Raw genomic sequence first — 12,131 nt, forward strand, 5'->3', positions numbered from 1 at the left:
CCCTACGGTCGCCTCCCGCTCCGCGTGCCGGGGTGCGGGGTGAGGGGCCTGCGGTGGTCCATGGTGAGCAGCCTGGCACCGGCGCACGCCCCGGCAGGCGGAGCGGGAGGCGACCGTAGGGACTTCGTAAGAACGTACGGTCAGCCGGTGCGCTCGTGGCCCGGGGCGGGCTCGTCGGCCAGTTCGGGGGCGCGGTGCTCGTAGGGGGTGCTCAGCACCACCGTGGTGCGGGTCGAGACGTTGGCCGAGGCGCGGATCTGCTGCAGCAGGTCTTCGAGCGCCACCGGCGAGGCCACGCGCACCTTCAGGATGTAGCTCTCGTCACCCGCCACGCTGTGGCAGGCCTCGATGGCCGTCAGGTGCGCCAGCCGGTCAGGGGCGTCGTCGGGGGCCGCGGGGTCGATCGGCTTGATCGACACGAACGCGGTCATCGGCAGCCCGACGGCGTCGTGGTCGATGATCGCGGCGTATCCGCGGACGACTCCTCGCTTCTCCAGCCTGCGTACGCGCTGGTGCACGGCCGAGACCGAGAGCCCGGTCTCCCTGGCCAGATCGGTGAAGCTCATGCGGCCGTCGCGGGCCAGCAGCGTGACGATCCGGCGGTCGATTTCCTCCACCGGTCAAAGGTAGCCGCTCATGGTCACGACATGGTCCCGACCGGGGTGACTCCCCTGCGGATCGCGTGCTCCATCAGCGTGATGAGCACCTCCTTGCCGGAGTCGCGCCTGCGGGCGTCGCACAGCACGATGGGGATGTCCGGCTCCAGGCCGATCGCCGAGCGCACCTCGCCGACGGTGAAGGGCCGGCTGCCGTCGAAGCAGTTGAGCGCCACGATGAACGGCTGGTCGCGCTTCTCGAAATAGTCGACGGAGGGGAAGCAGTCGTCGAGGCGGCGGGTGTCGGCCAGCACCACGGCGCCGAGCGCGCCCACGGCCAGTTCGTCCCACACGAAATAGAAGCGTTCCTGGCCGGGGGTGCCGAACAGGTAGAGCATGTAGTCGTTGCGGATCGTGATGCGGCCGAAGTCCATGGCCACGGTGGTGGTGAGCTTGCGTTCGACGCCCGCCAGGTCGTCGATGTGCGCGCCGATGTGGGTGAGCGCCTCTTCCGTGCGAAGGGGCCGGGTCTCGGACACGGCTCCGACCATGGTGGTCTTCCCCGCGCCGAAGCCCCCGGCGATCAGAATCTTGATCGCCGTGGGAAGCCGCCAACGGTCAGTGTGACCGAATTCCATCCAGCACCGCCTGTACGTCTCCCGCGCATGCACGACCCCGCCTGTGTGGTGCCGTGGTCAGTGGTACCTGTCAAGGCGCGTTGAGGATCTCGATCCACATGCCTGGCATCGAGACACCCTAGCAACGCCACATTTTCCTCTCAAGCCGCAAGCTTTTACAAGAAACAAAATGTCACGGTTTGTTGTCCATAACACCCTTATTCGCCGATACCGCTGGCCCGGTGTCAAGCTCGCCTGTCAAGGAATCCGACAAGTCTTTTACGCTGTCCGGTCGAAGTCCGAAATTCCGTTGATGCCGGCGGTGAATCCGATCTGTCGTCGCAGGTAGATGGCGGTGCGGGGGCTGCGCTCGCGTACCGGCTCGATGAGGTCGGCCGCCTCACGGGCCAGCCCGGCCATCACCTCGCTCACCTCGGCGCCGCTGACACCGAGCGACAACACGTTCAGGTCGCCCCAGCTCACGTCCTTGCGGTAGGAGGCGACGTCGCCGAGCAGGTGCAGGTAACGCTGGACCAGCCGGCTGACGTCCCGCAGCTCCTCCAGATGCGTCCTGGCCCAGCGGTCGGCGGTGTAGATCCAGTGCGACACGTCGACGAAGCACGAGCCGCGGCTGTCGGCGTTGTCGAGGTAGCGCTCCAGCGTCGGCACGGCGTTCGTGTCGCGCCACACCCAGGCCCTGACCAGGCCCGCCAGCATCCGGGCGAGCTGGCCGCGCCAGAGCCACCTCAGCTCGCCGAACTCCCTCACGGTGGCCAGCTCGTCGCGCAGGTCGGCGAGGAACCGGGTGGCGGCCGACCGGGGCACGGCGCCGTCGGCGACCGACAGGCACTCGCGGACCAGGCGGTCCACCTGCTCGCGGGTGCTCGCGGTGTGGTTGACCAGCCGGTCGACGGCCATCACCCACAGCGCGGCCCTGCTGACCACCTGCAGGCGGCCGGCGCTGGCCCAGGGCGCGCTGAAGGCCGTGGTGAGGGCGAGGGTGTTGTAGCACTGCGCGTCGAAGGCCGCCGCGGGGAACAGCCCGCTGTACATCTCCGCGCACCGCCGCAGGTCTCTGCCGCATTCGGCGGCCAGCGCGCACGTCCGCCCGAGCTCGAACGCCTCGTTCAGCTCGTCGTCCCGCATCCTAGGGCCGCTCGATCGGCTCGCGGGTCATGGGCGACGACCCCCAATATCCGGTTATCTCCTGTTACCGAATTGTTCATGAACATGGAGGTGCGATCAAGGCGCAGGGGCCCGCCGCCGCACGTCCCTCCTGGCGCCAGGGCAGGAGTCAGGACCGGTCCGGCCGTCCCCACGCCACGGTCGCGTCGTCGTGGACCTTGCCCCACACCGGTCCCCTGGCCGACTCCAGCTCCCGCACGGCCGCGACCAGCGCCGCGGGCCCCCGCGCGGCCAGCTCCGCCGGCACGTCCGCCCAGCTCCACCCGTACCAGTCGACCAGCCGCGCCACCCCGTCGGTGAGCACCGCCACCCCGTCCGCCGCCACCGTCCCGCACACGCTCTCCCTGGCGGCTTCTGGGCGCGCGCCCGCCACCCAGAAGCCGCCGGGCGCGTTGCGCATCCGCCGCACCAGCTCCAGCGAGTACGGCCGCCCGCCCGGCAGACGCTCCAGCCGGTCGTCGGCCACCGTCAGGACTCCCCCGTCCGGCAGGGAGCACACGACCGGCGAGTCCCCCAGCACGAGGTAGTCGACCCGCCCGCCGCCGCCCGCGCGCGCCATCGCCACCGTCGAGGACGGCGAGTCGGGGTTGCCCAGGTCGCAGGTGCCGCCGTGGGCCGCCATCAGCTCCTCGACGGCCGACTCCAGGACATCGGCCAAGGGGTCGTCGTCGCGGCCGGTGGACAGGCGGGCCGCCAGCGCTCCCCCGAGCCGCGCCACGAGCCACGAGACGTCGTGGACGCACCCGCTGTCCACCCCGGCCGCCGCGGTGGCCCCGTCGAGCACGACGATCCACGACGGCCCGGCGATCACCAGGTCCTCGTTCCCCCGGCCGGAGCCCGCGCTGGTGGCGTACGTGACCTCAGTGAACATGGCAGTGACTGTGCCACACCTGCGGCGTCAGCGGGCGGAGGGCACGCGCCGGCGCTCCTCGCCGAGGGCGGGACCGTCCACCGGCCGCGCCCGGATCTCGCTGAGCGTGGCCCGGCTGTCCCGGATGCCGGTGATCAGCACGTACGCGACCAGCAGCAGCCCCAGGCAGAGGGCGTCGGCCGCCCACCAGGGGATCTCGGCGAGCAGCAGGTAGCCGTCGCGGTCGCTCAGCTCCCTGATCACGACCGTGACCACGGCGATCACCACGGTCACCAGTAACCAGGTGCGCAGGCGGGGCAGGCTCCCCTTGCTCCACAACCGGATGCGCCAGTTCATGAAGACGGCCAGCACGCCGAGCAGCGCGCAGAACCCGATGAGCCACCAGGGCAGGGCGAAGGCGGTCTGGTCGGCGATCTGCTGCTGCGTGGCCCGCAGCTCCGCCTCGGCCTTGCGCTGGGCCGCCACCGCCGCGTCGAGCTGGCGTTCGAGCTGGGCCACGCTCTTCTGCTGCCGCTGCGGCTGCGTGGCGTCCTCGGTCGGCAGCATGCGCGCCACGACGGTCAGCATGATGGCGATGAAGGACAGCGCCAGCACGATGGCCATGAACAGGTCGATGAAACGCAGGTCGAGCGGCGGCGCGAACGAGGTCGAGGGCCGCTTCCTCACGGTTCCCTCACCAGCGTGTACTTCTGCGGGCGGGTCTCGGCCGCGCTCATCCGTTCGACGGCGGTACGCAGCGCGTCGAGGCCCTTGACCAGCTCTTCGGTCCTGCCCCTCGTCTGGGCCATCTCCTGCCGTGACTGCGCCAGCTCCTGGGTGAGGCCGTGCATGGCGGGAGCCGCCTGCTTGGCGGGCAGGCGCGCGATGTAGATGAGGAACACGTCGTCGGCCGCCACCACGCCGGCCCGCTCGGCCCGCTCGACCAGGGCCATCGCGCCGAAGGCGACCACGCTCAGGAACAGCGCGATGAGGGTGACGCCGAACGCGGAGGCCAGCTCGGGCAGCACGTGCTGCTTGAGCGCGTCGATCAGCACGCTGGGGTCGCCCTGGTCGTCGAGGGCGTCGGAGAACGAGGTGACCATGCCGGCCATGGTGAGAGCGGTGCCGATGAAGCCGAAGACGGGCAGCGCCCAGATGAGCGCGTGGTCGAGGTGGTGCTTGTTGGCCATCTCGCTGTCGTCGAGCGCGGAGCGGGCGCTCAGCACCGCCTCGCAGTCGTTGCCCGCCTCGGCCGCCTCCCGGAACAACCGCAGCCGGCGCCCCACCAGGGTGTCGTCACCCGGCTTCACCGCCTGCACGTTCGCCACCGCACGCGCCGTGGCGGCGTTTTCCCGCCGGATGTCGGGCACGGCCCTGACGATCCGGAGAACGGCGGTCAGGAACACCGCGATGATGAGCGTGACCACGAGCGCCGCACCCGCCGGCGCCGTGGTCGCGCCCACGAGCGTCAGCAGCGCACCCACCGCCCCCGACACCAGCAACAGCATCGCGACCATCAGGCTCACCGCAGGCGCGAACGCCGAATGACACCAGCCGTACCTTGACACCCTTCAACTCCACTCCGGCACACAACAAGTCAGGGGAATACCTAAGCACACGTAAAGGAGTCGTCGTGTCACGAATGGCGACCCATTCGGATGAATCTGACAGCCCCTAGAGGATCACCAGGTCGCGGGGGGTGGTGTTGAGGCGTTCCCCGCCGTTCTCGGTGCAGACCACGATGTCCTCGATCCTGGCGCCGTGCCGGCCCTGCAGGTAGATGCCCGGCTCGACCGAGAACGCGAAACCGGGCTCCATCGCCTGGCCGTTGCCGGCCACGATGTACGGCTCCTCGTGCGTCTCGATGCCGATGCCGTGGCCGGTGCGGTGGATGAAGGCCTCGCCGTAGCCGGCCTCGGCGATCAGGTCGCGGGCCGCGGCGTCGATCGACTCGCAGGACACCCCCGGCCTCACCGCCGCGCAGGCCGCGTCCTGGGCCCGGCGCAGCACCTCGTAGTAGGCGGCGAAGTCCGCGGGCGGCTCGCCCACGCAGTAGGTGCGGGTGGAGTCGGAGCAGTAGCCGTTGTGCAGCTGGCCGCCGATGTCGACCACGACGGGCTCCCCCGCCTCGATCACCCGGTCGGACACGTCGTGGTGCGGGCTGGCGGCGTTGGGGCCTGAGGCCACGATGACGAAGTCGACCGTCGCATGGCCGGAGGCCAGGATCGCCTCGGCGATGTCGCGGCCCACCTCGCGCTCGGTGCGCCCGGCCCGCAGGAGCTCCGGCACACGCCGGTGGACGGAGTCGATGGCCAGGCCCGCCTCGCGCAGCGCCGCCACCTCCGCGGGCGACTTGCGCATGCGCAGCTCCCGCAGCACACCGCCGGCCAGCACCTGCTCGGCCTCCGGCAGCACCTCGCGGAAACGCAGCGACGACATGGCCCACATGCGGTCGGCCAGCCCCACCCTGGCCACCCTGCCGAGGCGGGCGGCCACGACCGCGTAGGGGTCGTCGGTCTCGTCCCACGCCACGAACTCCAGCCCCAGCCGCGCGGCGGGCGAGGCCTGCGCGGCCGGCACCTCCAGCCGGGGCACCATCATGAACGGCTCGCCCGAGGCGGGCACCACCAGGCACGTCAGCCGCTCCAGCGGCTTGGCGTCGTAGCCGCTGACGTAGCGCAGGTCGGGACCGGGAGTGAGGAGCAGGGCGTCGAGGCCGCCCTTGGCGGTGGCCTCCTGGACGGCGGCAAGACGGGACACGGGATACAGATCTGAGGACGTCACAGGCCCAAATCTACTCCCGACGACGCCTCCTAAAATCCGCGAAAAGCTCTCACAACACAAGAAGGCGTCGCTACACTCCGTTCGAGGTCGCTCACGTAATGTGAGGCCAATTGTCCAGTTCCGCCGCGCTTCGAGGGTGAGACCGCATGGCCGAGGTCATAGGCGCCGCCGAGCTGCTCGGGCGCGAGAGCGACGCCGAGCTGCTCGCCGTACGGCTGGCGCACGCCCAGCGGCTGGGCAACATGGGCTGGGCGGAGTGGCACCTGCACACCGGCGAGACCATCTGGTCGGACCAGGTCTACGTGATCTTCGGGCGCGACCCCGCGCTGGGCCCGATCCCGCTGCCCGAGCTGGCCGACCTCGTCGAACCGGCCGACATGGGCGCGCTCGACCGGCTGCTGTGGTCCGTCGTACGCGGGATCGAGCCGGTGCAGGCGGAGTTCCGCATCCGCCGCGGAGCGGGCACCGGCGAGCTGCGCGACCTGCGGGTGGTGCTCGAGCCGCTGTCCGCGCCCGGCGGGCCGGTGGGCATGCACGGCGTCATCCAGGACATCACCGGCCGCCGCCGCGCCGAGCGCATGGTCTCGGAGTCGCGCCGCCAGCTGCTGGAGGCCCGCGAGCGGGCCGCCGAGGAACGCCACGTCATGCTCGCCATGCGCGAGGCCATCCTGCCAGGGCCCGCGGGGCGCCTCGAGCTGCCCCACGCCCGGATCGCCGTGCGCTACGTGCCCGCCGAGAAGACCGCCAACCTGGGCGGCGACTGGTTCGAGGCCGCTCCCACGCCCGACGGCCGCCTGCTGCTGGCCATCGGCGACGTCTCCGGCCACGGCCTGCCCGCCATCGCGCGCATGGCCCAGCTCCGCCACGCCCTCGTCGGCCTGGCCATGACCGGCCGGCCAGCCCACCGGCTGCTGGCCTGGCTCAACGAGCTGGTCATGCACCAGCTGAAGGACACCACCGCCACCGCGATCATCGGCCACCTCGACCCCGAGACGCGCGTGCTCGCCTGGAGCCAGGCGGGCAACCTGGCCCCCGTTCTGGTACGCGACGGCGTGGCCACCCGGCTCACCCAGCCGCGCGGGGTGCTGCTCGGCGCCGACTGGCCGGGCCCGTACGAGCTGGCGACCACCCGGCTGCTGCCCGGCGACCTGCTGCTGATGTTCACCGACGGGCTGGTCGAGCGGCGCACCCGCGACATCGACGTCGGCCTCGACCTGGTCATGGCCGCCGCCCGCGACGTGTCGGCCCGCGACCTCGAGCCGGGCCTCGACCGCCTGCTGGCCCGCATCGGCGGCCCCAACCCGGAGGACGACGCGTGCCTGCTCGCCGTCGGCGTCCCCGCGCGCGAGGAGGAGCGGCCCGGGTGAGCGGCGGGAGTGCGACGATAGAGGCGTGCTCATGCTTCTGGACACCCCATCGCTCTACTTCCGCGCCTTCTACGGCGTCCCCGAGTCGATCAAGGGGCCCGACGGCAAGCCCGTCAACGCCGTACGCGGCCTGATCGACATGATCGCCACCCTCGTGCGCGGCCACTCCCCCACCGCGCTCGCGGCCACCATGGACGCCGACTGGCGGCCCGCGTTCCGGGTGGCGGCCATCCCGACCTACAAGGCGCACCGGGTCGCCCACGGAGACGCCGAGGAGGTCCCCGAGGCGCTCGTGCCGCAGATCGCGATCATCCAGGACGTGCTCGACGCGCTCGGCATCGCGCGCCTGGAGTCGCCGGGCTACGAAGCCGACGACGTGATCGGCACGCTCACCCACCAGGCCACCGGCGCCGTCGACATCGTGACCGGCGACCGCGACCTGTTCCAGCTCGTCGACGACGCCCGTCCCGTACGCGTCCTCTACACCGCCCGCGGCATCCGCAACCTGCAGATCGTCGACGAGGCGTTCGTCACCGCCAAATACGGCATCCCGGGGCGGGCCTACGCCGACTTCGCGACCCTGCGCGGCGACCCCAGCGACGGCCTGCCCGGCGTCGCGGGCGTCGGCGAGAAGACCGCGGCGGCGCTCATCACCCGCTTCGGCTCGCTGGAGGCCATGCTCGAAGCGCTCGACGCGGGCATCACCGACGGTTTCCCGGCCGGCAGCCGCACCCGCCTGACCGCGGCCCGCGACTACCTGCGCGCCGCCCCCGCCGTCGTCGAGGTGGCCTCCGACGCGCCGCTGCCCGCCGCCGACCTGACCCTGCCGGCCAAGCCGCGCGACCCCGACGCGCTCGTGCGCCTGGCCGACCGCCACGGCCTCGACACGCCGCTCAACCGGTTGCTCGACGCCCTGGGCGGCTAGTCCTGCGGCAGGGCGCGGACGGCCTCCTGCGCGGCGTCGCGCAGGCGGGCGTGCACGAGCACGTTCTCCTCGCGGTCGGTGCGCACCTCGACCACGCGCGGCCCCTCGCCGCGCAGCGCCTTGGGCAGCTCGGTGATCTCCTCCACCAGCGTGTACGGCGTCCCCGTCGCGGCCGCCACATAGCCGAGGTCCACCCCGTGCGGCGTGCCGAACACCCGCTCGAACGGGTCGCGGACCGCCGCCTGGGGCAGCAGCGAGAAGATGCCGCCGCCGTCGTTGTTGACGACCACGAGACACAGGTCGGGCCTGGGCTCACGGGGCCCGAGGATCAGCCCGTTCTGATCGTGCAGGAACGACAGGTCGCCCATCAGCGCATACGCCGGGCCGTTGTGCGCCAGCGCCGCCCCCATGGCCGTCGACACCAGGCCGTCGATGCCGGAGGCGCCCCTGTTGGCCATCAGCCGGATGCCGCGCCGCGGCCGCATCGCCTGGTCCAGGTCACGGATCGGCATCGAGGACCCGCAGAACAGCAGGGCTCCGTTGGGCAGCGCGTCGACCAGGTCCCTGGCCAGGCGCGGCTCGCTCGTGCCGGACACGTCGAGCACCGCGTCGAGCGCCGTCCTCGCCGCCTGGTCGGCCTGACGCCAGGAGTGCAGCCACGTGTCGTCGCCGGAGGCCACCGGGATCTCCACGGCCTGCGCCACCTGCGTGGCCGACCTGGTGGGGTCGGGCCAGCGGTCGAGGTCGGGCGCCACCACGATGTGCTCTCCCGCGCGCTGCAGCCACGACAGCAGCGGCCGTGACAGCCCGGGGCGGCCCAGCGTGACCACCACGTCGGGCAGGTGCGCGTCGGCGAACTCGGGCGTGTCCAGCAGGTAGTGGTAGGTGGAGACGGCGTGGTCGCCGTAGCGGCCGCCGCCGTTCGGCTCCGACAGCACCGGCCAGCCCGCCATGCCGGCCGCGGCGACGTAACGGCGCACGTTGGCGGCGCCGTCGCCGACCACGAGCACGCCGCGCCTGGTCGGCGGGAGATGCAGGGCGACCGGCGGGGGCGCGACCCTGGCCCGCACCCAGGGGCCGTTGACGCCGCCGCCGAGCGGCTCGCACCACGTGGTGTCGCCGTCGGGGATCAGCGGCTCCCTGAAGGCCAGGTTGAGGTGCACGGGCCCCGGTGCGGCCGGGCCGGACGCCCGCTGGTAGGCGCGGCAGGCCAGCGACCGCCAGTAGGCGACCTGCCCCGGCCGCTCCTCCGGCACGCCGACCTCGGCGAACCAGCGGGTGGCGTCGCCGTACAGCTTGATCTGGTCGATCGTCTGGTTGGCGCCGGTGCCGCGCAGCTCGGGCGGGCGGTCGGCGGTGAGCACCAGCAGCGGCAGGCCCGCCTCGCTCGCCTCGATCACGGCCGGGTGGAAGTTGGCCACGGCCGTGCCGGACGAGCAGATCAGCGCCACCGGCCGCTCGGAGCGCCTGGCCAGCCCCAGCGCCAGATAGGACGCGGACCGTTCGTCGATGCGCACGTGCAGGCGCACCCGGGACTCGGCGTACAGCGCCAGCGCCAGGGGCGCGGAGCGGGAGCCGGGGGCCAGCACGACATCGGTCAGGCCGCAGCGCACCAGCTCGTCGACCAGCACCGTGGCCAGCGCGGTAGCGGGGTTCAACGTGACGCCTCCTGCATCCGGCCCAGCCACTGGGGAGATTCGATTTCATACGCCGACAAATGCTGATAATTCACTGTCGGGCGCCGTACGGCCAGCCGCCCGTCCACCGGCACCAGCGAGTCGTCCACGACGTCGCCCGACAGCAGCGACATCGTGCCGAGCCCGCACGCGTACGGCAGGGACGGCAGCGCCGCGGCCAGCGCCAGCCCCGCGGCCAGCCCCACCGACGTCTCGACCGCGCTGGAGACCACCGCGGGCAGCCCGCACGCCTCCACCACCCGCAACGCCGCGCGCACCCCGCCCAGCGGCTGCACCTTGACCACCGCGATGTCGGCCGCCCCGGCCGCCCTGACCCGCAGCGGATCCTCGGCCCTGCGGATCGACTCGTCGGCCGCGATCGGCACGTCGCACGCCCGCCGCACCGCCGCCAGCTCCTCGAGGGTGGCGCACGGCTGCTCGGCGTATTCCAGGTCGAACCGGTCGAGGCGGTTGAGCCGGCGCACGGCCTCATCGACCTCCCACGCGCCGTTGACGTCGACCCGCAGCCGGCCCGACGGCCCGAGCGCGTCGCGCACGGCCTCGACCCTCGCCACGTCGTCGTCGAACGTCTGGCCCCGCTCGGCCACCTTGACCTTCGCCGTGCCGCAGCCGGAGCGGCGCACCATGTCGTGGGCGCGCACGGGATCGACGGCCGGCACCGTCGTGTTCACGGGAACGCTGTCGCGCACCGGCTCGGGCCAGCCCTCGAAGGCCGCCTCGCGGGCGCAGGCCAGCCAGCGGGCGCACTCGCGCGGGCCGTATTCGGGGAACGGGGAGAACTCGCCCCATCCGGCCGGACCGCGCAGCAGCACCCCTTCCCTGACGGTCTGCCCGCGAAAACGCGTGCGCATCGGGATGCGGAAGACATGGGCACTGACCTCGGGCGCCGCGGGAGAACGCGTCACGACCCTCCCTGCACATCTGTCCGACCTGTCGCCACTAACCTTACGAGCATGTGGAGGAACCCGTCGCATCCGGACCGTCCGCTTCATGCCATTGTGCAGCCTCCAGGACCCGCCCTGTTCGCGGCGATCCGCGACGCGCTCGAGGGCGACGGCCCCGCCGTGCTCCCCCTGCCGCCCGGCCATTCCGAGGCGCCGCTGGCCGCGCTGCGCCCCACCCACGTCAACGGGGCCCTGCAGAGCGGCGGCGAAGGCGTTCCCGGTGACGTCGCGGTCGTCATCGCCACCAGCGGCAGCACCGGCGCGCCCAAGGGCGTGCTGCTCTCGGCCGCGGCCCTGGGCAGCTCGGCGACCGCCTCACTGCGCCGCGTCGAGGCCTCCAAGGGCGAGCGCTGGTTGTGCTGCCTGCCGGTCTCGCACGTGTCGGGGCTGCAGGTGCTCGTACGCTCCCTGCTGTCCGGCAGCGAGCCGATCATCCATCCGTCGTTCGACCCGCACGCGGTCCTCGCCTCGGGCGCCGACCACGTCTCCCTGGTGCCCACCCAGTTGCATCGCCTGGTGGAGCTGGGGGCCGACCTGTCGGTCTTCCGCACGATCCTGCTCGGCGGCGCCGCGGCCCGGCCGGACCTGCTGGAGCGGGCCGCGGCGCTCGGGGCGCGGCTGGTGACGACGTACGGGATGAGTGAGACGTGCGGCGGCTGCGTGTACGACGGCCAGCCCCTTTACGATGTAGATCTCAAAGTAGGCGAGGACGGCCGGATCAGGATCGCCGGGCCCGTGCTCTTCTCCGGCTACCGCTTCGGCGGGCCCGCCCCGCTCGAGGACGGCTGGTTCGTCACCTCCGACCTCGGCGAACTGACCGGGGGCCGGCTGCGCGTGCTGGGCCGCGCCGACGACGTCATCAACACCGGCGGCGAGAAGGTCGTGGCCGGCGCCGTGACCGCCGTGCTGTGCACGCACCCCGAGGTGGCCGACGCCGCCGTGTTCGGCACGCCCGACCCGGAGTGGGGTGAGCGGGTCACGGCCGTCGTCGTCCCCGTCAACCCCGACACACCTCCCACGCTTGCACAATTAACGGCATACTGCCGCGATAGGCTTCCTCCCTACGCCGCCCCGCGCGAACTACGCCTGGAACTCCGGCTGCCGCTGTTGCCGAACGGAAAGACCGACCTTGTGCGGTTGAGGGCAGGAACCTGATGAGTTGCGGC

At 72.3% G+C, this 12,131-nt stretch carries 12 protein-coding genes; 3 read left to right on the top strand and 9 right to left on the bottom strand.

The window, feature by feature from the left end:
- Positions 1-140: 140 nt before the first annotated feature.
- From E1295_RS26375 to E1295_RS26405, 7 genes are all read right to left on the bottom strand, one after another.
- Entirely contained in the window at positions 141-617 is a 477-nt protein-coding gene (locus tag E1295_RS26375) for an Lrp/AsnC family transcriptional regulator (RefSeq protein WP_132633733.1), read from the bottom strand.
- 23 nt (positions 618-640) lie between these two features.
- Positions 641-1,234: a GTP-binding protein gene (locus tag E1295_RS26380; RefSeq protein WP_132633735.1), complete on the bottom strand. Its 594-nt coding sequence runs from the start codon at positions 1,232-1,234 to the stop codon at positions 641-643.
- Between the two features lie 258 nt (positions 1,235-1,492).
- Positions 1,493-2,359 carry a terpene synthase family protein gene (locus E1295_RS26385; RefSeq protein ID WP_132633737.1) on the bottom strand — a complete coding sequence of 289 codons (867 nt, stop codon included), beginning with the start codon at positions 2,357-2,359 and terminating at the stop codon, positions 1,493-1,495.
- Between the two features lie 148 nt (positions 2,360-2,507).
- Positions 2,508-3,269, bottom strand: coding sequence for a protein phosphatase 2C domain-containing protein (locus E1295_RS26390; RefSeq protein ID WP_132633739.1), 762 nt, complete (start codon positions 3,267-3,269; stop codon positions 2,508-2,510).
- Between the two features lie 27 nt (positions 3,270-3,296).
- Complete coding sequence (locus E1295_RS26395; RefSeq protein ID WP_132633741.1) at positions 3,297-3,935, bottom strand: hypothetical protein; 639 nt, start codon at positions 3,933-3,935, stop codon at positions 3,297-3,299.
- Positions 3,932-4,765: a hypothetical protein gene (locus E1295_RS26400; protein ID WP_132633743.1), complete on the bottom strand. Its 834-nt coding sequence runs from the start codon at positions 4,763-4,765 to the stop codon at positions 3,932-3,934. Before E1295_RS26400 ends, E1295_RS26395 begins: the two co-directional genes overlap by 4 nt.
- A gap of 157 nt (positions 4,766-4,922) precedes the next feature.
- On the bottom strand, positions 4,923-6,032 hold the full coding sequence (locus E1295_RS26405) for a M24 family metallopeptidase (RefSeq protein ID WP_166427423.1): 1,110 nt from the start codon (positions 6,030-6,032) through the stop codon (positions 4,923-4,925).
- Between the two features lie 146 nt (positions 6,033-6,178).
- On the opposite strand from E1295_RS26405, the gene E1295_RS26410 reads away from it, so the two are divergent.
- The gene (locus tag E1295_RS26410; protein ID WP_132633745.1) at positions 6,179-7,399 is read left to right on the top strand and encodes a PP2C family protein-serine/threonine phosphatase; all 1,221 of its coding nucleotides are present in this window, start codon (positions 6,179-6,181) and stop codon (positions 7,397-7,399) included.
- 31 nt (positions 7,400-7,430) lie between these two features.
- Positions 7,431-8,324 (top strand): 5'-3' exonuclease, encoded by an 894-nt coding sequence (locus tag E1295_RS26415; RefSeq protein ID WP_132633795.1) that lies wholly within the window; start codon positions 7,431-7,433, stop codon positions 8,322-8,324.
- On the opposite strand, the gene menD is transcribed toward E1295_RS26415, so the two are convergent.
- Both menD and E1295_RS26425 read right to left on the bottom strand, forming a co-directional pair.
- Positions 8,321-9,982: a 2-succinyl-5-enolpyruvyl-6-hydroxy-3-cyclohexene-1-carboxylic-acid synthase gene (menD, locus tag E1295_RS26420; RefSeq protein ID WP_132633747.1), complete on the bottom strand. Its 1,662-nt coding sequence runs from the start codon at positions 9,980-9,982 to the stop codon at positions 8,321-8,323. The genes E1295_RS26415 and menD overlap by 4 nt on opposite strands.
- A complete protein-coding gene (locus E1295_RS26425; protein ID WP_246080372.1) occupies positions 9,979-10,872 on the bottom strand; it encodes an o-succinylbenzoate synthase in 894 nt (297 codons plus the stop codon). The genes menD and E1295_RS26425 overlap by 4 nt, the downstream gene beginning before the upstream one ends.
- 102 nt (positions 10,873-10,974) lie before the next feature.
- On the opposite strand from E1295_RS26425, the gene E1295_RS26430 reads away from it, so the two are divergent.
- Positions 10,975-12,120, top strand: a complete 1,146-nt coding sequence (locus E1295_RS26430) for an AMP-binding protein (RefSeq protein ID WP_132633751.1) — start codon at positions 10,975-10,977, stop codon at positions 12,118-12,120.
- Positions 12,121-12,131 lie beyond the last annotated feature (11 nt).

The sequence above is a fragment of the Nonomuraea mesophila genome (assembly GCF_004352805.1).
GTDB classification, from domain to species: domain Bacteria; phylum Actinomycetota; class Actinomycetes; order Streptosporangiales; family Streptosporangiaceae; genus Nonomuraea; species Nonomuraea longispora.